This is a genomic window from Paraburkholderia sp., assembly GCF_047605525.1.
Taxonomy (GTDB): Bacteria; Pseudomonadota; Gammaproteobacteria; order Burkholderiales; family Burkholderiaceae; genus Paraburkholderia.
In genome coordinates this window covers 60,597-82,056 of sequence record NZ_JASGFN010000029.1, presented here as the reverse complement: position 1 = coordinate 82,056, position 21,460 = coordinate 60,597, and the positions used below count along the sequence as shown (strand labels likewise).

General features: G+C 65.0%; 20 protein-coding genes. 13 read left to right on the top strand and 7 right to left on the bottom strand.

Features of this window, described 5'->3' with window-relative positions:
* Positions 1–54: 54 nt before the first annotated feature.
* A complete protein-coding gene (locus QM685_RS31425) occupies positions 55–486 on the bottom strand; it encodes a hypothetical protein (protein WP_415122827.1) in 432 nt (143 codons plus the stop codon).
* 239 nt (positions 487–725) lie between these two features.
* On the opposite strand from QM685_RS31425, the gene QM685_RS31420 reads away from it, so the two are divergent.
* The 6 genes from QM685_RS31420 to ggt all read left to right on the top strand — a co-directional run bounded on the left by QM685_RS31420 (position 726) and on the right by ggt (position 7,521).
* A complete protein-coding gene (locus QM685_RS31420; RefSeq protein WP_415122825.1) occupies positions 726–1,427 on the top strand; it encodes a CDP-alcohol phosphatidyltransferase family protein in 702 nt (233 codons plus the stop codon).
* On the top strand, positions 1,424–2,248 hold the full coding sequence (locus QM685_RS31415) for a 2OG-Fe(II) oxygenase (protein ID WP_415122823.1): 825 nt from the start codon (positions 1,424–1,426) through the stop codon (positions 2,246–2,248). The genes QM685_RS31420 and QM685_RS31415 overlap by 4 nt, the downstream gene beginning before the upstream one ends.
* On the top strand, positions 2,245–3,264 hold the full coding sequence (locus QM685_RS31410; protein WP_415122821.1) for a lysylphosphatidylglycerol synthase domain-containing protein: 1,020 nt from the start codon (positions 2,245–2,247) through the stop codon (positions 3,262–3,264). Before QM685_RS31415 ends, QM685_RS31410 begins: the two co-directional genes overlap by 4 nt.
* A 27-nt stretch (positions 3,265–3,291) precedes the next feature.
* Positions 3,292–4,056, top strand: a complete 765-nt coding sequence (locus QM685_RS31405; RefSeq protein WP_415122819.1) for an NTP transferase domain-containing protein — start codon at positions 3,292–3,294, stop codon at positions 4,054–4,056.
* A 228-nt stretch (positions 4,057–4,284) separates the two neighbouring features.
* Complete coding sequence (locus tag QM685_RS31400; RefSeq protein WP_415122817.1) at positions 4,285–5,688, top strand: MFS transporter; 1,404 nt, start codon at positions 4,285–4,287, stop codon at positions 5,686–5,688.
* 99 nt (positions 5,689–5,787) lie between these two features.
* Positions 5,788–7,521, top strand: a complete 1,734-nt coding sequence (gene ggt, locus QM685_RS31395; RefSeq protein WP_415122815.1) for a gamma-glutamyltransferase — start codon at positions 5,788–5,790, stop codon at positions 7,519–7,521.
* 37 nt (positions 7,522–7,558) lie between these two features.
* Here the strand turns inward: ggt and QM685_RS31390 are convergent, their stop codons facing one another.
* Positions 7,559–8,608: a S1C family serine protease gene (locus tag QM685_RS31390; RefSeq protein ID WP_415122813.1), complete on the bottom strand. Its 1,050-nt coding sequence runs from the start codon at positions 8,606–8,608 to the stop codon at positions 7,559–7,561.
* A gap of 187 nt (positions 8,609–8,795) precedes the next feature.
* Here QM685_RS31390 and QM685_RS31385 point away from each other — a divergent pair, with 187 nt between their 5' ends.
* Positions 8,796–9,212 (top strand): VOC family protein, encoded by a 417-nt coding sequence (locus tag QM685_RS31385; protein WP_415122811.1) that lies wholly within the window; start codon positions 8,796–8,798, stop codon positions 9,210–9,212.
* Positions 9,213–9,477: 265 nt separating this feature from the next.
* Positions 9,478–10,404 carry a polyphosphate kinase 2 gene (gene ppk2 / locus QM685_RS31380; protein WP_415122809.1) on the top strand — a complete coding sequence of 309 codons (927 nt, stop codon included), beginning with the start codon at positions 9,478–9,480 and terminating at the stop codon, positions 10,402–10,404.
* A gap of 145 nt (positions 10,405–10,549) precedes the next feature.
* Here ppk2 and QM685_RS31375 read toward each other — a convergent pair whose 3' ends face one another.
* On the bottom strand, positions 10,550–12,136 hold the full coding sequence (locus QM685_RS31375; protein ID WP_415122808.1) for an inorganic phosphate transporter: 1,587 nt from the start codon (positions 12,134–12,136) through the stop codon (positions 10,550–10,552).
* A gap of 233 nt (positions 12,137–12,369) precedes the next feature.
* Entirely contained in the window at positions 12,370–12,963 is a 594-nt protein-coding gene (locus QM685_RS31370) for a short chain dehydrogenase (protein WP_415122806.1), read from the bottom strand.
* Between the two features lie 231 nt (positions 12,964–13,194).
* Between QM685_RS31370 and QM685_RS31365 the strand changes: the two genes are divergently transcribed.
* A complete protein-coding gene (locus tag QM685_RS31365) occupies positions 13,195–14,040 on the top strand; it encodes a CHAD domain-containing protein (RefSeq protein ID WP_415122868.1) in 846 nt (281 codons plus the stop codon).
* A gap of 31 nt (positions 14,041–14,071) precedes the next feature.
* Here QM685_RS31365 and QM685_RS31360 read toward each other — a convergent pair whose 3' ends face one another.
* On the bottom strand, positions 14,072–15,130 hold the full coding sequence (locus tag QM685_RS31360) for a VTT domain-containing protein (protein ID WP_415122804.1): 1,059 nt from the start codon (positions 15,128–15,130) through the stop codon (positions 14,072–14,074).
* A 211-nt stretch (positions 15,131–15,341) separates the two neighbouring features.
* Here QM685_RS31360 and QM685_RS31355 point away from each other — a divergent pair, with 211 nt between their 5' ends.
* On the top strand, positions 15,342–16,274 hold the full coding sequence (locus QM685_RS31355; RefSeq protein ID WP_415122802.1) for a DMT family transporter: 933 nt from the start codon (positions 15,342–15,344) through the stop codon (positions 16,272–16,274).
* Positions 16,275–16,318: 44 nt separating this feature from the next.
* Here the strand turns inward: QM685_RS31355 and folE are convergent, their stop codons facing one another.
* Together folE and QM685_RS31345 are read right to left on the bottom strand one after the other, a co-directional pair.
* Positions 16,319–16,957, bottom strand: coding sequence for a GTP cyclohydrolase I FolE (gene folE / locus QM685_RS31350; protein WP_415122800.1), 639 nt, complete (start codon positions 16,955–16,957; stop codon positions 16,319–16,321).
* 136 nt (positions 16,958–17,093) lie between these two features.
* A complete protein-coding gene (locus QM685_RS31345) occupies positions 17,094–18,023 on the bottom strand; it encodes a LysR family transcriptional regulator (RefSeq protein ID WP_415122798.1) in 930 nt (309 codons plus the stop codon).
* Positions 18,024–18,412: 389 nt separating this feature from the next.
* Here QM685_RS31345 and QM685_RS31340 point away from each other — a divergent pair, with 389 nt between their 5' ends.
* The 3 genes from QM685_RS31340 to QM685_RS31330 all read left to right on the top strand — a co-directional run bounded on the left by QM685_RS31340 (position 18,413) and on the right by QM685_RS31330 (position 21,459).
* The gene (locus QM685_RS31340; protein WP_415122796.1) at positions 18,413–19,120 is read left to right on the top strand and encodes a 3-oxoacid CoA-transferase subunit A; all 708 of its coding nucleotides are present in this window, start codon (positions 18,413–18,415) and stop codon (positions 19,118–19,120) included.
* A 13-nt stretch (positions 19,121–19,133) separates the two neighbouring features.
* Positions 19,134–19,793 carry a 3-oxoacid CoA-transferase subunit B gene (locus QM685_RS31335; protein WP_415122794.1) on the top strand — a complete coding sequence of 220 codons (660 nt, stop codon included), beginning with the start codon at positions 19,134–19,136 and terminating at the stop codon, positions 19,791–19,793.
* A 286-nt stretch (positions 19,794–20,079) separates the two neighbouring features.
* On the top strand, positions 20,080–21,459 hold the full coding sequence (locus tag QM685_RS31330) for a 3-carboxy-cis,cis-muconate cycloisomerase (RefSeq protein ID WP_415122792.1): 1,380 nt from the start codon (positions 20,080–20,082) through the stop codon (positions 21,457–21,459).
* Position 21,460 lies beyond the last annotated feature (1 nt).

Here is a 21,460-nt window from a genome sequence, read left to right as displayed (position 1 = left end):
GGAACCGGCGAGGCCCTTCGGCCAGGGAGCCAGCGACTGCGAATCTCGCTGGCTTCAGTCCCGCTTGCAGAAAATCGCGGTGATGAGCGGCGCGACGTGATGCACGATCGCCGTGCTGCCGGCATCCGTAATCGCGCTGCGCACCTTGTCCTCGGCGCCGAACACGACGGCGCCGTACGCGGATTGCGCGAGCGGCTCGCCGTCGCCGACACGGAATATCGGGTCGTCTTTCTGAAAGCCGACTACCGCGAACACGCGAAAGCCGAAGGCGGTCAGATTGGCGTCGTGCGTCGGCGAAAACGCATTGATCGAATTGCGTTCGACGTGCGTCGGCTTCGGGTTGATCAACTGTTGCTGGATGAGGTCGGCAATGAACTGGTGGCCACTTTCATTGCAGACGAGCGGCGCGTCGAGCGTAACGGCGAAACCGCGAAGCGGCAGCGCGGCGGCCGCGGCAAACAGGAGGGGGGCAAAAAAACGGTTCATGAGCTTAGGCGGCAATCCTGATTCGATGTCGTGGATTCGCAACGGCCGGCGGCGCGGCGTAAGGGCTCGCGGGGCGCGCCTGTCGAAGGGATTCCGTATGACAGGCGCGACTGGATTCGCACTTTATCGCGATTCGGCGGACCCCGCTTTGTGACGGACACACAATTGTCATCGACAATCCGCGCGGAAACATGCGGGAAGAAAGCAATCTTTGGCGATCCCGTATATATTTCCGGGTTATGACTTCGCACGCCCAACCTCCAAGTAATGTTCCGCCGCCCCGCACCTGGGACGCCCGGCTCGCCCGCCGGCTCGTGACGCCGCTGGTCAATACCTGGGTCACGCCGAACCATCTGACCACGCTGCGCCTCCTGATCGGCCTGGCAGGCGCGCTCTGCCTCGCCCACGGCGAATTCGCGTGGGTTAATGGCGGCGCGTTGCTGATCGTACTGTCGAATTTCGTCGATCACACGGACGGCGAACTCGCGCGAATCGGCGGCAAATCGAGCCGGATCGGTCATTTTTACGATCTCGCCTGCGACGCGCTCGTCACCGTGATGCTGTTCGTCGGCATGGGCATCGGTGTCGGGGGCGCCCAACCCGGCGGGCTGAAAATCGCGCCGGGCGTACTCGGCACGGTGGCCGGCGTGGCAGTCGCGTTGATCTTCTTTCTGCGCATGCGCATCGAGGAAATGGTCGGCAAGGCGGGCACGAAGCAGGCGTCGGCCGGCGGCTTCGAAACCGAAGACGTACTGTATCTGCTGCCCATCGTGACGCTTACGGGCGTCGTGACGCCGTTCGTCGTGGTGGCGTCGATCGGCGCGCCGCTGTTCGCCGCGTGGGTGGTGATCGACTACTGGCGCGTCGCGCGCCGTACCGCCCGCCCCGCAGCCCAGGCCGCCAAGACTTCCGAAAACAGTCAATTTTGGGCCAGCGAATGAGTACCCACGCCGAAGACGACGTGATCGCGCCAGCATCCGCTGCGGCAACCGTATCTCCCCAGGCATCGGCCGGCCCCGCGCCGGACGTCGACCGCGCGCTCGCGCGCCGCACGCACACGTTCGACAACGCGCGTCTGCGCAAGGAATTCGCCGCGCAGGACGCGTTTCTCTATCTGGAAGATTTTCTCGCGCCGGAAGTCACCGCGCAACTGATCCATAGCGCGCGTGCGCTCGTCGACGAGGTGAACCGCAACTATCTGCCGGGTCACAAGCAGGGCGGCAGCGTGAGCCGCCATACGATCGACCGCCTGGCGCCGTTCATCGCCGAACTGTATCGCTCGAAGGAACTGGTCGGCTGGCTCGCGCAGTTGAGCGGCGACAGGCTGCAGGTCTCGCCCGCCGACGATCCCCACGCCTACGCGCTCTACTACTACACGCGGCCGGGCGACCATATCGGCTGGCACTACGATACTTCGTATTACGACGGCCGCCGCTACACGCTGCTGCTCGGTGTGATCGACGAATCGTCGTGCCGGCTCGACTACGAACTGCACACGCGCAATCCCGACGTGCCGGATCAACCGGGCTCCGTGCAGATTCCGCCGGGTGGCCTCGTGTTTTTCGACGGCGACAAGCTGCGCCATCGCATCACGCCGGCCGGTCCGAACGAGATGCGCGTATCGCTGACATTCGAGTATGTCACCGACCCCAATATGCGGCCGTGGCGCCGCTTTATTTCGAACATGAAGGACGCGATCGCGTACTTCGGTTTTCGCCAGGTGTTCCGTCAGATGACCTCGCGCGGCAAGGACGCCGCATGAGCCGCGCGGCCCTGCTTCTGCTTTCGATCGGCACGGCGCTGTTCGTCGGCCTGCTCGCGTGGCAGGGGTTCGGCTCGGTGGCTTCGACCTTGCTCGCGGCCGGCTGGGGGCTCGCGATCGTCGCGGCGTTCCACGTCGTGCCGCTCGTGCTCGATGCCGGCGCGATCGCGGTGCTGTTCGCGCGGCGGCATGAGGGCGCGGCGCGGCATCTGTCGTTGCGCGATGCGCTGTTCGCGCGCTGGATCGGCGAATCGGTGAATAGTCTGCTGCCGGCCGGCCAGATCGGCGGTCCGGTCGTGATGGTGCGGCAACTGTCGCAGCGCGGCATGCTGCTGCGCGACGCGGCCGCGGCGATCACCGTCAGCACGACCTGGCAGGCGCTCGCGCAAATCGTCTTCGCGCTCGGCGGCCTGCTGCTGTTTGGCGCCTACGCCGCGCACGGCGCGCTGCACGATCTGCGAACCGCGACGCTGATCGCAACCTGCGTGCTTGGCGGGATGATCGCCGGTTTCTACCTCGCGCAGCGGCGCGGGCTGTTCGGCCGGCTGCTCGGCGTGGTGTCGAAGGTGTTCGGCAAGCGCGACTGGTCGTCGCTGATGACGCGCGCGGAAGCCGTCGATGCCGCCGTGCAGTCGCTCTACCGCGAGCGCGGCCGGGTCGCGGCGAGCTTCGCGTTGAGCGTGGTCGGCTGGGTGGTCGGCACGGTCGAGGTGTGGCTGGCGCTGCGTTTTCTCGGTCATCCGGTCGGCTGGATCGACGCGCTGCTGCTCGAGAGCATCGGCCAGGCGATTCGCGGCGCGGCGTTTATGATTCCGGGCTCGCTCGGCGTGCAGGAGGGCGGCTATCTACTGCTCGCGCCGCTGGTGGGTTTGCCGCCCGACGCGGCGCTGGCGCTCTCGCTCGCCAAGCGCGCGCGCGAAATCCTGCTAGGCTTGCCGGGCCTGCTGGTTTTGCACTTCAGCGAAAGAAGCTGGCAACGACGGCGCGCCGTGCGGCGCATGCCGGTTGCCGATTGATCTCCGTATTTTTTCAAAGGACCGCGCATGCGTGCCATCATCCTCGCAGCGGGCCTCGGCCTGCGTCTACAGCAACCGCCGCAGGCTCAGTTTCCGAAGTGCCTGTTGCAGTTCGACGGCATGAGCCTGCTCGAACGGCATCTGCAGATGCTCGAAACCGCCGGCGTAACCGACGTCGTGCTGGCGCTCGGTTTCCAGCCGGAATCGGTGCAGGCGGAACTCGCGCGTATCAACTGGCCGCGTAAGGTCGAGACCGTGCTCAATCCGCGTTTCGATCTCGGCAGCGTGTTGACCGTGCATACGGTCGCGGACGCGCTTACGCGCGGCGGCGACGTGCTGCTGATGGACGCCGACGTGCTCTACGACGAGCGCATCCTGAACGCGCTGGTGGCCGGCGAATCGGTCAACCGTCTGCTGATCGACCGCGATTTCGAAGCGGGCGACGAGCCCGTCAAGCTGTGTCTGAAAGACGGCGTGCCGGTCGAATTGCGCAAGCAGCTCGCAGTGAATCTCGAGTACGACACGATCGGCGAGTCGGTCGGCTTTTTCCGCTTCCGCGAGGAAACCGCCCGCCGTTTCACGCAGATCGTCGCGGGTTATATCGACAGTGACCGCGCGAACATGCCGCACGAAGAAGCGGTGCGCGACCTGCTGCTCGAACGCAGCCAGGTATTCGATACCGCCGACGTAACCGGCGCGCCGTGGATCGAAATCGACTTCCCGAACGACGTTACGCGCGCAGCCAATGAAATCCTGCCGCAACTGCAGCCAATCGTCAGCGCATCGCGATAACACACCGGGCCAGTCGGAACGGCGGGTTCCATTGAAACCGAAGCAGCCCGCCGCGGCATTCCCCAGGCAGCACGATTGCGCCGCCGCGCGATGTTAAACCGGCCGCGCGCCGGTTTAACATTCGCGTTGCGTTGCACGGCAAATCCCTTCGCGCAACAACATTTGTTGCCGCCGCAATGCCATAATCGACGCTTTCAATTGATGGCCTAGCGCCCCATCATCACACCCATGCCGCTCGCTTTAGGCACTTTCATCGTTCCGTTGATCGTCGCTTGCGCGATGTTCATGGAAAACGTGGACGGCACGGTTATCGTGACGTCGCTGCCGGTTCTGGCGCGCGATCTCGGCCACGATCCCATTACCCTGAAGCTCGCCGTCACGTCGTATGTGATCGGCCTCGGCGTGTTTATCCCGATCTGCGGCTGGGTCGCCGACCGTTTCGGTTCGCGCACCGTGTTCCGCACGGCCATCGGCATCTTTATGGCGGGCTCGCTGATGTGCGCGGCCTCCACTTCGCTCGATACCTTCGTGGCCGCGCGCTTCGTGCAGGGCATCGGCGGCGCGCTGATGGTGCCGGTGGGCCGCATCATTATTTTCCGTTCGGTGCCGAAGTCCGAGTTCATCCGCGCGATGAACTATCTGTCGGTGCCGGCGCTGCTCGGCCCGGTCGTCGGGCCGCCGCTCGGCGGCTTTATCACGACGTATCTGCACTGGCGTCTGATCTTCGTCATCAATGTCCCGATCGGTCTGCTCGGCATCTGGCTCACGAACAAATACATCGCTAATGCGCGCGAGCCGCATCCGGGCCGACTGGACTGGATTGGCTTCGTGCTGTCGGCGAGCGGTGCGTCGTTGTTCATGCTCGGGCTTTCGCTGGTCGGCGGTGAACTGGTGTCGACGCACGAATCGGTCGGCATGTGCGTGAGCGGCGTCGTGCTGCTGCTGATCTACGTGCTGTATGCGAGTCGTGTCGCGTTGCCGGTGCTCGATCTGCGTCTGCTGCGAATTCCGAGTTTTCATGCGAGCGTGATCGGCGGTTCGATGTTTCGTATCGGTCTCGGGGCCGTGCCGTTTCTTTTGCCGCTCGCGTTGCAGGAAGGGCTCGGCATGACCGCGTTCAGAGCGGGCGCGATTACATGCGCGTCCGCATTCGGCTCGATCTTTATGAAGACGGTGGCGTCGCGCATTCTCCGGCGCTTTGGTTTTCGCACGGTGCTGATGGTCAATGCCGCTTGCGCGGGTCTTGCGATCGCGGTGTATGGACTGTTTTTTCCGGGCACGCCGCATTGGGTGATCTGGTGCGTCGTGCTGGTGGGCGGCTTCTTTCCGTCGTTGCAGTTTACGTCGCTGAATTCGCTCGCATATGCGGATATTCCGGGCAGCGATGTTGGCCGCGCAACGAGCCTGGCGAGCGTGATCCAGCAGATGTCGCTCGGGCTCGGCGTAACGATCTCGGGTATCGTTCTGCAGATTTCGCATTACGTGCAGGGTCATCCGAAGATCGTCTTCTCCGATTTCTGGCCGGCGTTTCTCGTTGTTGGCCTGTTCTCGTTCCTGTCGATTCCGATTACCCGGCGCATGCCGCAAAGCGCGGGCGATGAGATTGCGCGCGGCAACCGCGGGCGCGCGTGAGCGATCGATTCGCCGCATCGCCTCGATGCGCGTTGGCCTGATTTCACGGCTTCGGATTCGTCGTTTCATCTTGCATCGCTGGTCGTCCGGGGGTTCTCAATGAAGTTGTTCCGCAACGCCAAAGCTTCGGCCAGCGGCTTCGCGCTGGTTGCACTCATCGCTGTTTCGACTGGCTTTCTGGAGGCGACGCTCGCCATCGCGAGGGCGCCCGCGAAAGCGCAGCCGGCCGTGCTTACCGGTTCGGCGATCGCCGTACCGGATCAGTACAGTGCCGATGCCGCCGAGCAGATCTTCAAGGAAGGCGGTAATGCGGTCGATGCGGCCGTCGCGATTGCTTTTACGCTTGCCGTAACGTATCCGGACGCGGGCAATATCGGCGGGGGCGGCTTTATGACGCTGTATGTCGACGGCAAGCCTTACTTTCTCGACTACCGCGAGTGCGCGCCATTGGCCGCGACGAAGAATATGTATCTCGACGACAAGGGCGAGGTCGTCAAGGACATGAGCCTTATCGGTTATCGCGCGGTAGGCGTGCCGGGCACCGTCGACGGTATGTGGGAAGCGCAACGCCGCTTCGGCAAGCTCGAATGGAAGCAGGTGCTGGCGCCGGCGATTCACTATGCGCGCGACGGTTTCGAAGTCAGCCAGCAATTGCAGCAGCGGCGCGACCGCGCGGCAAAAAACTTCTTGGGCAAAACCAATTTCGACGCGTACTTCGGCAATCTGAAGCAGGGCGTCAATTTCAGGCAACCTGATCTCGCCGCGGTGCTGCAACGTATTTCGGATCAGGGCGCTAAGGATTTCTATTCGGGCAAGACCGCCGATCTGATTGCCGATTCGATGCGCGGGCATGGCCTGATTACGAAGGCCGATCTCGAGCAATACAAGGCGGTGTGGCGTGAGCCGGTCACGGCGGACTGGAACGGCTATCGGGTGATTACCGCGCCGCCGCCGAGCTCGGGCGGTATCGGTCTCGTGCAGCTATTAAAGATGAAGGCCGATCTCGCACCCGATTTCAAGGACGTGCCGCTCAACTCGGCGCAATACGTGCACTTGATCGCGGAGATCGAGAAACGCGTGTTCGCCGATCGCGCGCAGTATCTCGGCGATCCGGACTTCTACAAGGTGCCGGTCGCGCAACTGACCGACGATGCGTATCTCGCGAAGCGCGCGGCCGAAGTCAATCCGGATAGACCGTCGGATACGAAGAGCGTTGAGCCGGGGCTCGGCACATCGATGCCGGAGAAGGCCGAGACCACGCACTTCTCGGTGATCGACAAATGGGGTAATGCGGTGTCGAACACCTACACGCTCAACGGCGCTTTTGGCTCGGGCGTGGTGGTGGATCGCGCTGGCATCGTGCTGAACGACGAGATGGACGACTTCTCCGCGAAGCCGGGCGTCGCGAATATGTTCGGCGTGGTGGGCAGCGATGCGAATGCGATCGAACCGAAGAAGCGTCCGCTGTCGTCGATGGATCCGACGATCCTGACGAAGGACGGCAAGGTCGCGCTGGTGATCGGCACGCCGGGTGGCTCGCGCATCTTTACGTCGATTTTCCAGGTGATCAACAATATCTACGACTACGACATGCCGCTGCCCGATGCGGTTGCCGCGATGCGTTTCCATCATCAGTTGTTGCCGCCGAACACGATCTTCTGGGAGCCGTACAAGCCGATTGAAGGCGAGCTCGCGCAGCAGATCGAAGCAAAGGGCTACACGCTGGAAGGGCAGCATTTCAACGGCGATATCCAGGTGATCAGGATCAACGGCAATACACCCGAAGCGGTGGCCGATCCGCGCGGGCGAGGGGTGACGCGGTTGGTTCAGTAGGCGTTGGCGGGGGCCGCGCCGCCGCCAGCGCGTTGCGTCAACCCGCCTGCTCCACCGGCGTCACCGTCAACTGCACCCGCTGCGCGCCGCGCAGCACGGTCACGCCGACCGGCTTGTCGATGCGCGAAGCGTCGAGCGTGCGTTGCAGGCTATCGACGTCCTGCACCGGCTGCGCATCGATTGCGACGATCGTGTCGTCGGTGCGCAAACCGCCGAGCGCAGCCGGGCTGCCTTTGACGATTTCCATCACATGCACGCCGCTTTGCGCGCTCAGGCCGAAATAGCGCTGTACGCGGCGCGACAGCGGCGCCGTCGTGCCGGCCACGCCGATATACGCGCGCCGCACGCGGCCGTGCGCGAAGATCTGCATGATCACCCACTTGGCGGTATCGATCGCGGTCGCAAAGCAGATCGCCTGCGCACCGGGGATGATCGCGGTATTCACGCCGACCACCTGGCCCGCCGAATTGATCAGCGGGCCGCCCGAATTGCCCGGATTGAGCGCGGCATCGGTCTGGATCACGTCGTAGATCATGCGGCCGGAGTTCGAGCGCAGCGAACGGCCGAGCGCGGAAATTACCCCCGTGGTCACGGTCTGCTGGAGACCGAGCGGATTGCCGACCGCGATCGCGATCTGCCCGACGCGCAGTTTCGACGATTCGCCGAGCTCGACGTGCGGCAGCGGCTCCGGCGAGCCGATGCGCAGCACGGCGAGATCGCTGCCGGGGTCGTCGCCGACCAGGTCGGCGTCGAATTTCGCGCCGTCGGCGAGCGTGACCCGGATATGCGTCGCGCCATGCACGACGTGGCTATTGGTCAGCAGATAGCCGTCGGGCGTAAACAGAAAGCCCGAGCCGGTGCCGCCACGCGCGCCGCGGCTGTGTCCGGACGGCTCGCCCGGCAGCCGGTGTTCGACGGCAATAAACGCGACCGCCTGCTGGACGCGTTCCAGCGCGCCGATCACGGTGCGGGAGTAGGCGTCGAGCAGGGCGTCGTCGTCGGGAGTGAGAAGATCGGTGGATTGGGGCCCGGGGGCGTCGGATGCGGCGCTCGACAGGTCATCGATGAAGCGTGGGCGGCTTCCCATGGCGATGCTCCGGATAAACGGACTTCGAGATGCGGGGCGCGGCGCGGCTTTTCAAGGGCATCCGCGGAGCACGGCGCCGGGACGGCCGGCCTTCGCGTATGAGACACTTTTCGGCGCGAGCCGCCGGTCCACCGAGCCGCCGGCCATCGCGACCTAACCGCTACCCACGCGCCACGGAGACGATCCCATGTCCACTTCCCCCTCCCCGGTTCCGCAAGACACGCAGCCGGAGCCGCGCATCGAATCGCTCAGCGCAATCACGCTGGCGACGAGCGATATGCGGCGCGCGGTGCCGTTCTATGAAGCGCTCGGCTTCCCGCTCGAATTCGGCGGCCCAGAGCAGGCGTTTACGTCATTCGCGTTCGGCGGATCGTATCTGAACCTGATCTCCGACACGCGCGCGCCAGTCAACTGGTGGGGGCGCGTGATTATCTACGTATCGGATGTCGATGCGCTCTATAACAAAGCGCTGGCGGCGGGGTTGCAGCCGTCGTTCGCACCGTCCGACGCGCCGTGGGGCGAGCGCTATTTTCATATCACCGATCCGGATGGCCATGAACTGAGCTTCGCGCGGCCGCTGCGCGAGGAGCGCGTCGCGGATTGAGCGGGAATCGAGCCGGATGACGGCGACCGGCCTTCGATGCGCTCATGGCGGACCTGCGCGCAAAACTCGCTATCATTGTGTCGCCACGCGCGTGCGCCGCGATGACGTCGATAAAGCTGCCGCAAAGCCACTTTCCAACCTGCTGCCTGCCGGCTCGCCGGTTCGCGCGGTAATACGGCTGACACCTCGCGCTTCGATAATCGAACGCGTCCGCGTCGCGCTTGCCGCCGCGCGCCATACCATTCCTGTTGCGAGGAGAGCCGCAATGAAAGAGACGGACCCGAGATCTGAAACCGAATTATTGGTGGAGCGGCAGCGCCGTTTCGAGGAAGACCTCATCGACGCCTACGACGAGGAACTCGAAATGGAAGTCGACGACCGCCTTGTGGAGGGGTTGGACGGCTTTACGCCCGAGCATCGCGCGGCGCGCAAGCAGTACTTTCGGGAGCTGTTCCGGCTGCAGGGGGAACTGGTCAAGCTACAGGACTGGATCGTGCAGACCGGCCATCGTCTCGTCGTGATTTTCGAGGGGCGGGATGCGGCCGGCAAGGGCGGCGCGATCAAGCGCATCACGCAGCGGCTCAATCCGCGTGTGTGCCGCGTGGCCGCGCTGCCCGCGCCGAACAATCGCGAGCGCACCCAATGGTATTTCCAGCGCTATGTTTCGCATCTGCCCGCGGGCGGCGAAATGGTGCTGTTCGATCGAAGCTGGTACAACCGCGCGGGCGTCGAGCGCGTGATGAATTTCTGCACGGACGACGAGTACGAAGAGTTTTTCCGCTCGGTGCCCGAGTTCGAAAAGATGCTCGTGCGCAGCGGCGTGCAGATTATCAAGTACTGGTTTTCGATCACCGACGAAGAGCAGGAAATCCGCTTCCAGAATCGTATTCACGATCCGCTCAAGCAGTGGAAGCTGAGTCCGATGGACCTCGAGAGCCGCCGCCGCTGGGAAGCGTATACGCAGGCGAAAGAAGTGATGCTGCAGCGCTCGCATATCCCCGAGGCGCCGTGGTGGGTCGTGCAGGCCGTCGACAAGAAGCGCGCGCGTCTGAATTGCATCAATCATCTGCTGAGCCAGGTGCCGTATCACGAGATCGAGCATCAGCCGATCGAATTGCCGTCGCGCGTCCATCACGAAGACTACAGCCGCCAGCCGGTGCCGCAGGCGATGATCGTGCCCGAGGTGTACTGATCGCGTTGCCGTCGCGAGAATCGATGGCTCAATGTGAAAAAGCCGCTTTTAAAGCGGCTTTTTTTGTCCCTGCTTCGCGGACCGGCCGGCCGTTGCAGCCGACCGGTCCGCGGTCCGGTCGGCAAAGCGACAGCAAAGCAGCGGGTTAGAACACCGCGCGGAACACCCAGTACAGACCCGCGGCCAGCGCGATCGACGCGGGCAGCGTCAGCACCCACGCGAGTATGAGACTGCGCACGGTGGCCCATTGCAGACCCGAGCCGTTGGCCGCCATCGTGCCGGCCACGCCGGAGGACAGCACGTGGGTCGTCGAGACGGGCAGGCCGTACGCGTCGGCGGCGCCGATCGTGACCATCGCGACGACTTCGGCCGCCGCGCCTTGCCCATAGGTCAGATGCTGCTTGCCGATCTTCTCGCCGACCGTCACGACGATGCGCTTCCAGCCGACCATCGTGCCGAGCCCCAGCGCAATCGCCACCGCCACCTTGACCCAGGTCGGAATGAACTTGGTCGCATGATCCATCTGCGTTTTGAAGTTGCCGATGATCTGCGCATGTTCGGGCGCGAACTGCGGCTGATTGGCCTTTTGCATCAGACGGATCGCTTCGGACGCGACATACATGTTGTTGCGCACGTTATCGACCATGCCTTGCGGCACCGCGGCCATCGAGCCCGAGTCGCCGACCTGGCGGCCGATCTGCGCGGTGAGCTGCTGCAACGCCGGCACCGTGGCGGGCGTCAGATGACGCGTGCGCACGAAGTCTTCGACATCGGCACGCGGATTCGCGGAAGGCGCCGCGCCCTGCGTGTAGTTGGCGAGCGTCGCCGCGGTTTGCTGGGCGACCGCGACGAAGTTCTGCGTCTGCTCCGGCGTGACCGCCTTGTTCAGCGCATAGGCGGTGGGCACCGTGCCGATCAGGATCAGCATGATGAGGCCCATGCCTTTCTGGCCGTCGTTCGAACCATGCGCGAACGACACGCCCGTGCAGGTCAGAATCAGCAGGCAGCGAATCCAGAACGGCGGCGGTTCCTTGCCTTTCGGCTCGGCATACAGCGCGGGCACGCGCACCACCGCTTTCAGGATCAGCAGCAGCAAGCCCGCGAGCAGAAAGCCGACGATCGGCGAAAACAGCAGCGACTTGCCGACGCCGAGCGCCTGATTCCAGTCGACGCCGCTGGTGCCGTTCGCGCCGTGCATCAACTGATTCATCAAACCCACGCCGATGATCGAGCCGATCAGCGTATGCGAGCTCGACGACGGCAGGCCGAAATACCAGGTGCCGAGATTCCAGATGATCGCGGCGATCAGCAGCGCGAACACCATCGCGAAGCCGGCGCTGCTGCCGACCTGCAGGATCAGCTCGACAGGCAGCAGTTGCAGGATGCCGAACGCGACCGCGCCGGTCGACGTCAGCACGCCGAGAAAATTCCACGCGCCGGACCATACGACCGCGAGATTCGGCGAGAGCGAATGCGTATAGATCACGGTCGCGACGGCATTGGCCGTATCGTGAAAGCCATTGACGAATTCGAAGCCGAGCGCGATCAGCAGCGCTATGCCGAGCAGCAGATACGGCAGCGCCGAGCTCTCGCGCACGGGCTGCAAATCGTCGAGCAGATGCACGGCGCAATACACCACGCCGGCGACGAGCAGGGCGATAAAGATAAACAGACCGAAATTGCGCCCTTTGCCGCTAGCGGCGCCTGGTTGCGGATAGGAAAGTTCCGGCATGACGTGAGCCCCAGAAGTTTGTCGCGGAACTCCCAATGCTGCTGGTGCTGCGTGTCGCGATGATGACAATTGCGTGACGCGATGCGCGGGCGCCTGAAACGAGACGCGGCGCGGGTTTGGAGCCGCGCCGCGCCGGTCTGCTCCGCGCCGGATGGCGGAGTGGAATAGCCGAATGTCCGAAAAGAACGGCGCAAGGCAATCGTCATGCCTGCCGCGCCGTTACGCGGCTATGGCTATGAGGCATCGATCACTTCACCGCTCGCGCTGCCGCCGAGGCTGCGTTTATAGGCTTGCGCGACGATCGCGGCCGGCACGCCTTGCGACGGGTCGCGGCCCATCGACTCGAGCGTTTCCGCGACCCAGCCGGGGCTCACTACATTGACGCGCGCCTTGCCGCGCAACTCGAGCGCGGCCGAGCGCGCGAATGCTTCGACGCCGGCATTCACGATGCTGACCGCCGCGCTGCCTTCCATCGGCTGTTGCGCGAGCACGCCGCTCGTCAGTGTGAAGCAGCCGCCTTGCGATATGTGCGCGGCGCCGCAGCGCACGAGATTGACCTGGCCCATCAGTTTGTTGGCAAGGCTAAACGAGAAGTCTTCGTCGGCGAGTGTCGCGAGCGGCGCGAATTTCGCCGAACCCGCCGCGCAGACGATCGCGTCGAGCGTACCGGTCTGCGTGTACATCGATTCGATGCTGCGTTTGTCGGACAGGTCCACGTGCAGATCGGAGCCCTTACGGCTTGCGGTGACGATGTCGTGTTCGGCCGCCAGCAGCTTCACGATTTCGGAGCCGAGCAGACCCGTTGCACCGACGACAAGTATTCGCATACATCCTCCTCAGGTTGGCGTGCCGCTCCGGCGGACAAGGTCCGCCAGGACTTGCCGCGCGGTAAGCGGCGGCGTGCTTGCGTGTACAGGTTCAAGATAGCCGCTTTAGACGTTTGGTGCGCGGTGCGATCCGGTAACAGGAAAAGCGCACCGCCGCAGAAATACCCGGCGAATAGCGTGTGCGGATTATTTTTTGCTACGCTGGAAGCAGATCATGTTTCGGGGACGTCAATGAAGCGAGACAGCGAAGCAGTGCCTCAGCCGGGCCGCGCGCTCCCGGCCCAGCAGGCGTTCGCGTCGTATGCCGCGCCGCTGATCGCTCACGCGATCGAGCTTGCCGAGGCGGTGCACGAAGACGCTTCACCCGAAGCATTGCATCAGCTACGTGTGTCGTTGCGGCGGCTGCGATCATTGTGGTGGGCGTTCTCACCGTTGCTCGACAAGGGCGAAAACGCCCGTCAACGCGCGGTCTACAAGTTTCTCGCCACGGCGGCCGGCAAGACGCGCGACTGGGACATCCTGATCGAATTGCTCATGCAGCCGGACAGCGGCGCGCGGGAACTGCTGCCGAGGCTCGACGAGGCGCGCGCCGACACGCTCGCGGTCAGCCGCGAAACGTTATTGAACGCCGACGTCAAGCATCTGTTGCGCGATGTGTTCGCGAGCACCTCCGCTGAACTGAACGTCGCGCACGAATCACGTATCGCGCTGCATCAATTCGCCGCCAAACGCGTCGATGCGTCGAAGCGATCGTTGAAAAAGCGCATCAAACGCGCAGGCCGTGCCAAACGCTCCAACTATGCGGCCTTCCACGATGTCCGAAAGGCGGGCAAGAAATTGCGCTATCTGTTCGAGTTTTTTGGACCGGTGCTCGAGGGCGGTCATAAGCGCACGCTCAAGCGTTTGAAGAAAATCCAGAAACACTTCGGCAAGCTCAACGATGTCGTCGCAAGCGAGGCGCTGTTGCGCGAGAATGCCGAACTGCTCATCGGTGCCGGCGATCTGGACGCCGCGCTGGATTGGCTCGGCAGGCAACGCAAGCGCCGCATGCGCGCGGTGGTCGGCTTGCTGCGCTAATTGCGCGCCCGACGCAGCCTCGCGGGGCGCTTCACGTCCGCGGCCCGCCGCCTTGCCCACCACGCGGCGCAAAACCGCGCAACGTAATCGCGCCTTGCGTGTCGGCGCGCAATGGCGGCGTCCCCCGGTCCGCGATCGCGCAGTCCACGGCCGCCAGCAAGCCGACCGGAAAGCCGCGCCGCTGCCAGGCGTCGAGTCCGCCCCGCAGGGCGCGAATCCGCGTATAGCCGTTGCTGCGCATATGCTGCGAGACTTCGAGCGCGGTCGCGCTGTCCGGGCAGATGCAGTAGATCACCATGTCATGCGTGCGCAGCGCGCCGTCGAGCTGTTCGGGCGAATGTGGATCGAGCGCGAGGGCGCTGGGGATGCGGCGTTGCAGCTCGGGCATCGGCGCGCCGGGGCGCGCGTCGAGCACTCTGGACGGCACCATGCGGCGCCAGCCGCGCGCGGTTGTCGGTGCGCTCGGCGTCGACGCGGCGCGCGCGAACACGCGCCGCTCGCGGTAACGCAGATACAGGCGGTAAAGCAGATAAACGAGCGCCGCCGCGAGAAGAATGTCGGCAAGCGTGCCGCCGCGCGATTTGACGAACGCGTGCAGCATATGCAGCTCTCTTTCGACCGCGGCGCCGCCGAGCAGCCAGAACGTCGCCCATGCGATTCCGCTTGCGAGGTCCCATAACGCGTAGATGCGGATGTCGACGGCGGTCGTGCCCATTAGCGGCGGCGTGATGAGTCCGAGCCCGGGAACGAACTTCGAGATCGACACGAGCGGCACGCCATAGCGTTCGAATAGCGAGCGCGCCATTTCGAGCCTGGCATCGAGCGCGGGAGACAGGCGGCCGAGCCACGCAAGCAGTTTGCGGCCATAGAGACGGCCGGCGGCGAACCAGGTGCCGTCGCCGATCAGCGCGCCCAGCACCGCGGCGCCGAGGATCGGCCAGAACGACAAGGTGCCGGCGGCGATCGCCGAGCCGGCGAACAGCAGCATCGGAACGGCCGGAATCGGCACGCCGAGGCGCGTCAGCAAAACGTTGACGAAGACGATCGTGCCGCCCCAGGTCGAAATTGCCGATGACGGAAACTCTACCAATTGAGGCGCTCCTGTTGCTGTTCCTGGGCCGGCATGAGTGCATGAACGCGCAAAGCGGATTCGCGCGATGCCGTCTGCTCAGCATACCCGATGGCTCGCGCGCCGGCTCGCGGCCCGCAGCGCCTGCCGGCGCTGCAATTTCGTTCAAGACCGTACGCGGCGCATGCATCTAGTCTGTGGGCTCGTTCAACGGCACGCACAGGACGGCACCATGAATTCGCGCTACGCGGGCTACCTCTTTTGCGCACTCGCGATGACCGGCGTCGGCAGCACGGTCGTGGTCAGCAAGACGATCGCGGCGGGGTTGCCGCCGTTTAGCGCGACCGCGCTGCGTTTCGCGATCGCGTTTCCGCTGTTTGTCATCGCGATGCGCTGGCGCGGCGTGCGCTGGCCGCGCCTCGACCGGCGCGATACGTTGCTTGTGATTGCGCAGGCCGGAGCGGGCAGCGTCGGCTATACGGTGTTGCTGATCAGCGGGATGCGGCTCGCGTCGGCCGCCGATGCCGGTGTGATTGCGGGCACGTTGCCCGCGGTATCGGCGGCGGTTGCGATGCTTGCGCTCGGCGAGCGTCCCGCGCCCGCGCTGCTCGGCGCGATCGCGCTCGCGACGGCGGGCGTGCTCGCGTGCACCGTGCATCCCGGCGATCTGCGCGCACCGCACGCAGCCGGTTCGCTGGCGGGCAACGCGCTGGTGTTCGCGGCGGTGGTCTGCGAGGCGCTTTTTATTCTGCTGAACCGCAAGCTGCGTACGCCGGTCGCGCCGCTACCGCTGTCGGCGCTGATGTGCGGCATCGGACTCGCGGTGGCGCTCGGACCCGCCTGCCTGGAAAGACCGTGGACCTTGCCCGTCGATGCCGCCGCGCTGCTCGGCGTCGCCTATTACGCGCTGGTGCCGACCGTCGTGGGTTTCGTCCTGTGGTACGCGGGCGCGGCGCGCATCAGCGGCGCGGAGGCGGGGCTCACGACCGCGCTCGTGCCCGTGAGCGCGCTGGCGTTCGCCGCGCTGCTGCTGCGCGAGCGGGTGGGCGCGGCGCAACTGACGGGCGCCGCGTGCGTGCTGGGCGCGGTGTTGCTGGCGAGCCTGGGGAGGATGCGCGCGGCGCGCGCGGTGGCTTCGGAAGGGGTAATGGGCGAGGTGGAATGAGCGGCCTGTGGGTCGAAGCCTCGCCCGCGCTCAAACCCTCGGCTTCAGCTATTCGGCACCGCCACGACCCCCGGATTTCCCACAATCGACAGAAACTCGCGACGCGTCGACGGATCGGTGCGGAAGGTGCCGAGCATGCGCGACGTGACCATCGTGACGCCGGCCTTGTGCACGCCACGCGTCGACATGCACTGGTGCGCGGCTTCGAGAATCACGCCGACGCCGGCCGGCTGCAGCACCTCGTTCAGCGTATCGGCGATCTGCACCGTCATCTTTTCCTGAATCTGCAGCCGCTTCGCGAACGCGTCGACGAGACGCGCGAGCTTCGAGATGCCGACCACGCGATGTTGCGGCAGATAGGCGACGTGCGCGCGCCCGATGATCGGCACCATATGGTGCTCGCAATAACTTTCGAAGCGAATGTCCTTCAGCACGATCATTTCGTCGTAGCCGTCCACTTCGGAGAAGGTGCGAGCGAGAATTTCGCGCGGGTCGACCTGGTAGCCCGCGAAGAACTCGTCGTACGCGCGCACCACGCGCGCCGGGGTGTCGAGCAGACCTTCGCGCCGCGGATCGTCGCCGGCCCAGCGCAACAGCACGCGAACGGCTGCTTCAGCTTCTTCGCGGCTCGGGCGCTCCACGGCCGCTGCGGGTTTGGTTTTCTTTGCCTTGCTGCTGGTCATGCGTCGTTCCTCCTGGATCGCGCGTCGACGCTGCGCGGGGTCAGTAACTGCGGGCATTGTTCCATGTTTTGCGACCGAACGTGCCGATGTCCCTTGCGCCGGCGGGGCGGCCCGCGCGAGGCGACTGCCCGGCCGGCTATTTCGGCCATTCATCCATCGCATCGTTGAACAGCTCGGCGACGACGCCCCGCAGCCAGCTACCGCGCGGATCGTTATGAAACTTGCGATGCCAGTGCTGCCGCAGATCGAAGCGCGGCAGCGGCAGCGGCGGCTCGACGAGCATGATCGACGCGTGCTCCGACACGTACGCGAAGCCGATCGCGTGCGGCACGGTCGCGAGCAGATCGGTGCGCGCGAGGATAAACGGCAGGCTCATGAAATGCGGTGTCTCGAGCACCGCGCGCCGCTTGATGCGCTTCTTTTCCAGGTACTGCTCGAGCACCTCCTGGCTGCGTCCCTCGGCGCGCACGACCGCATGTCCCGACGCGACATACTGTTCGAGCGTGAGCGGCGCCCTGGACAGCGGATGGCCGCTGCGCATCAGGCAGATGAAGCGATGCGTAAAGAGCCGTTGCTGGAAGAAGTTGGTGCCGGACAGGTCCGGGAAATAGCCGACGGCAAGATCGACGTCGCCCGATTCGAGCCCGCGTTCCACCTGCGACGGCGACAGCGAAACCGAGCGCAGATTCGCGGACGGCGCGCGCTCGGCGAACAGTTGCAGAAGCCGCGGCAGAAACACGATCTCGCCGACGTCGGAGAGCGCGATCGAGAACGTATGGGTGCTGGTGGCCGGATCGAAGTCCTGCACGTCGAGCATGCCTTTCTCGATGCGCAGCAGTGCGTCGCGCGCGGCGGGCAGGATCGCGAGCGCGCGCGGCGTCGGCTCCATGCCTTTGGACGTGCGCACGAACAGCGGATCGTCGAAGTATTCGCGCAGACGGCCGAGCGCGGTGCTCACGCGCGGCTGGCTGACGCCGAGCTGCTCGGCGGCGCGGCTTACGTTGCGCGTGTCTTCCATCGCGACCAGATAGGGGATCAGGTTCAGATCCAGAGGTGTGTCGGACATGCTTGTCGTGGGTTCACGCGGCGCGGATGCCTATGCCGTATCGTTATAAAGGGTAGTTGAAAAATCGCCCATAAGCATAGTGGGAATTTACGCAGCCGGTTTTTTCGCGTGCAACGCAAAGCCCTCATTGCTCCGCACCGCGACCTATCATGAAGGGGATTTCCCTGCCTTGACAACGCGCCCAAAGGACAACCATAATCGCCGAAGCGTTCGCTAAACGAATCACTGTTCATACAACGAACAATTCGGCGGTGAACCCATCGAAGGCGCCAGCCCGCTCTCCACTTTGCGAGCCGTCGCCAGCATGCCCGGAGACTGTTTCCGGCGCGAGTGTTGCCGGTCACGGCTGTCAGTCCGGCGGCACGTAGCGCCCCCAAAGGAAATTCGACATGATCAACAAGATTTTCGAGTCACTTCAATCGGCCGTCGCCGATGTCCAGGACGGCGCGACCGTCATGATCGGCGGCTTCGGCACGGCAGGCATGCCGTCCGAGCTGATCGACGCGCTCATCGAGCAGGGCGCGCGCGAGCTGACCATCGTCAACAACAACGCAGGCAACGGCGACATCGGCCTCGCGGCGCTGCTCAAGGCGAAGCGCGTGCGCAAGATCATCTGCTCGTTCCCGCGTCAGACCGACTCGTATGTGTTCGACGCGCTCTATCGCGCCGGCGAAATCGAACTCGAGCTCGTGCCGCAAGGCAATCTCGCGGAGCGCATTCGCGCAGCGGGCGCGGGTATCGGCGGTTTCTTCACGCCGACCGCGTACGGCACCAAGCTCGCCGAAGGCAAGGAAACCCGTCTGATCGACGGCAGGCACTATGTGCTTGAGTCGCCGCTGCACGCCGATTTCGCGCTGATCAAGGCGTACAAGGGCGACCGCTGGGGCAACCTGATCTATCGCAAGACCGCGCGCAACTTCGGGCCGATCATGGCGAGCGCCGCGAAAACCGCGATCGCGCAGGTGTCGGAAGTGGTGCCGCTCGGCGCGCTCGATCCCGAAGTGATCGTCACGCCCGGCATTTTCGTGCAACGCGTGATCGAAGTGCCGCAAGCGGCACATGCCCCGGCGCCCAATCCTCGCGACGCCGCTGCCTGAACCGGAGACCGACATGAAAAAACTGACCCGCGATGAAATGGCCAAACGCGTTGCCCAGGACATCCCCGAAGGCGCTTACGTGAACCTCGGCATCGGCGTGCCGACGCTGGTGGCGAACCATCTCGCCGCCGACAAGGAAATCTTCCTGCACAGCGAAAACGGCCTGCTCGGCATGGGCCCGGCGCCCGCGAAAGGCGAGGAAGACGACGAACTGATCAACGCCGGCAAGCAGCACGTCACGCTGCTGACGGGCGGCGCCTACTTCCATCACGCGGATTCGTTCGCGATGATGCGCGGCGGCCATCTGGACTTCTGCGTGCTCGGCGCGTTCCAGGTGTCGGCAACCGGCGACCTCGCGAACTGGCACACCGGCGCGCCCGACGCGATTCCGGCTGTCGGCGGCGCGATGGACCTCGCGATCGGCGCGAAGCAGGTCTACGTGATGATGGAGCACCTGACCAAGCAGGGCGAAAGCAAGATTGCCGCCGAGTGCTCGTACCCGGTGACGGGCGTCGGCTGCGTGGACCGCATCTATACGGACCTCGCGATGATCGACGTGACGAAGGAAGGCCTCGTCGTGCGCGAGATCTTCTCCGACATCGGCTTCGACGAACTGCTGAAGCTGACCGGCGTGCCGATGATCGACGGCACGCAGGCTGCGCACGCGGCGTGATATCGCGGCTTCAGGCGTAGCGGCTGGCTGCTTGCCTGCCTGAACGGCGCGCAGCGCTTCGCGCACGGGCCAGCGCTTGCGGGGTCAATCCTCGTTAGCGCTGGCCCGGCAACTTCGGCGCCGTGCTTGCCGCGTTTGGCGCACAATATCCGACAGCGCGTAGCGGCGTGTAACGACGAGCATCCATGTGCTGGCGCGAGCGTCAGCGCGCCGCGGCGGCACGTGCTTCAGGTGTCGCATGTCGCGCCCATCCTCACCTCCGATTCCCTCGAACATCGACGTCATCATGCTCGACTCCAGCGCCCGTCTGACCGGCCTTCTTTGCGGCACCCAGCCGATGAACGACATCTGGGCGCCGCGTGCCACGCTGCAACGGATGCTCGACGTCGAAGCCGCGCTCGCGCGCGCTTCGGCCGCCCATCAAGTCATTCCCGAATCCGCCGTACCCGCGATCGAAGCCGCCTGCCGGGCCGATCAGCTCGACGCCGACGCGCTCGCGCGCGACGCCGCACTCGGCGGCAACCTCGCGATTCCGCTCGTCAAGCAGCTCACCGCGCGCGTCAAGGCGGCCGACGCCGAAGCCGGCAAATACGTGCACTGGGGCGCGACGAGCCAGGACATCATCGACACGGCGACGGTGCTGCAACTGTGCGACACCTTCGATCTGCTCGACAGCGGCCTGCAAGCCACCTGCGATGCGATCGCAAAACTCGCGGCCACCCATCGCGCGACGCCGATGATCGGCCGCACGTGGCTGCAACAGGCACTGCCGATCACGCTCGGCCTTAAATTCGCGCAATGGCTCGACGCGCTGCTGCGCCATCGCGAGCGCCTCGACACGCTGCGCGAGCGCGTGCTCGTGCTGCAATTCGGCGGCGCGGCCGGCACGCTCGCGAGTCTGCGCGAGGCGGCGCCGCAGGTCACGCAAGCGCTTGCAAAAGAACTGGGCCTCGCGGTGCCGACGCTGCCGTGGCATACGCAGCGCGACCGCATCGCCGAAACGGCGTCGCTGTTCGGCATGCTGATCGGCACGCTCGGCAAGATCGCGCGCGATATTTCCCTGCAGATGCAGACCGAAATCGACGAACTCGCCGAGCCCGCCGCGGCCGGCAAGGGCGGTTCGTCGACGATGCCGCACAAGCGCAATCCGGTCGGCTGCGCGGCCGTGCTGACCGCCGCGACGCGCGCGCCGGGTCTCGTGGCGACGGTGTTCGCCGGCATGGTGCAGGAGCACGAGCGCGCGCTCGGCGGCTGGCAGGCCGAGTGGGATGCGTTGCCGGATCTCGCGCGTCTCGCGGGCGGCGCGCTCGCGAATATCGAACAGATTGCCGCGGGCCTGAACGTGAACGTCGCGCGTCTTGCCGCGAATCTCGACGTCACGCACGGTCTGATCCTCGGCGAAGCGGTGATGCTCGCGCTCGGCGACCGCATCGGCCGGCTCGACGCGCATCATCTGGTCGAGCGTGCGTCGAAAGCGGCGATCCGCGACGGCAGGACGCTGTACGACGTGCTCGCCGCCGACCCTGCCGTCACCGAACATCTTCCGCTCGAGCGCCTGCAGCAGTTGCTCGACCCCGCTCAATACGTCGGCCAGGCGCACGCATATGTGGACGCCGCGCTGGCGCTTCATACCACGCGCGCGCAGCGCGCCCATTCCAAGGAGTAAC

Excerpts from the sequence above, each read along its gene's own strand:
- QM685_RS31425 (WP_415122827.1), bottom strand. The coding sequence starts at position 486 with ATGAACCGTTTTTTTGCCCCCCTCCTGTTTGCCGCGGCCGCCGCGCTG.
- QM685_RS31420 (WP_415122825.1), top strand. The coding sequence starts at position 726 with ATGACTTCGCACGCCCAACCTCCAAGTAATGTTCCGCCGCCCCGCACC.
- QM685_RS31415 (WP_415122823.1), top strand. The coding sequence starts at position 1,424 with ATGAGTACCCACGCCGAAGACGACGTGATCGCGCCAGCATCCGCTGCG.
- QM685_RS31410 (WP_415122821.1), top strand. The coding sequence starts at position 2,245 with ATGAGCCGCGCGGCCCTGCTTCTGCTTTCGATCGGCACGGCGCTGTTC.
- QM685_RS31405 (WP_415122819.1), top strand. The coding sequence starts at position 3,292 with ATGCGTGCCATCATCCTCGCAGCGGGCCTCGGCCTGCGTCTACAGCAA.
- QM685_RS31400 (WP_415122817.1), top strand. The coding sequence starts at position 4,285 with ATGCCGCTCGCTTTAGGCACTTTCATCGTTCCGTTGATCGTCGCTTGC.
- ggt (WP_415122815.1), top strand. The coding sequence starts at position 5,788 with ATGAAGTTGTTCCGCAACGCCAAAGCTTCGGCCAGCGGCTTCGCGCTG.
- QM685_RS31390 (WP_415122813.1), bottom strand. The coding sequence starts at position 8,608 with ATGGGAAGCCGCCCACGCTTCATCGATGACCTGTCGAGCGCCGCATCC.
- QM685_RS31385 (WP_415122811.1), top strand. The coding sequence starts at position 8,796 with ATGTCCACTTCCCCCTCCCCGGTTCCGCAAGACACGCAGCCGGAGCCG.
- ppk2 (WP_415122809.1), top strand. The coding sequence starts at position 9,478 with ATGAAAGAGACGGACCCGAGATCTGAAACCGAATTATTGGTGGAGCGG.
- QM685_RS31375 (WP_415122808.1), bottom strand. The coding sequence starts at position 12,136 with ATGCCGGAACTTTCCTATCCGCAACCAGGCGCCGCTAGCGGCAAAGGG.
- QM685_RS31370 (WP_415122806.1), bottom strand. The coding sequence starts at position 12,963 with ATGCGAATACTTGTCGTCGGTGCAACGGGTCTGCTCGGCTCCGAAATC.
- QM685_RS31365 (WP_415122868.1), top strand. The coding sequence starts at position 13,195 with ATGAAGCGAGACAGCGAAGCAGTGCCTCAGCCGGGCCGCGCGCTCCCG.
- QM685_RS31355 (WP_415122802.1), top strand. The coding sequence starts at position 15,342 with ATGAATTCGCGCTACGCGGGCTACCTCTTTTGCGCACTCGCGATGACC.
- folE (WP_415122800.1), bottom strand. The coding sequence starts at position 16,957 with ATGACCAGCAGCAAGGCAAAGAAAACCAAACCCGCAGCGGCCGTGGAG.
- QM685_RS31345 (WP_415122798.1), bottom strand. The coding sequence starts at position 18,023 with ATGTCCGACACACCTCTGGATCTGAACCTGATCCCCTATCTGGTCGCG.
- QM685_RS31340 (WP_415122796.1), top strand. The coding sequence starts at position 18,413 with ATGATCAACAAGATTTTCGAGTCACTTCAATCGGCCGTCGCCGATGTC.
- QM685_RS31335 (WP_415122794.1), top strand. The coding sequence starts at position 19,134 with ATGAAAAAACTGACCCGCGATGAAATGGCCAAACGCGTTGCCCAGGAC.
- QM685_RS31330 (WP_415122792.1), top strand. The coding sequence starts at position 20,080 with ATGCTCGACTCCAGCGCCCGTCTGACCGGCCTTCTTTGCGGCACCCAG.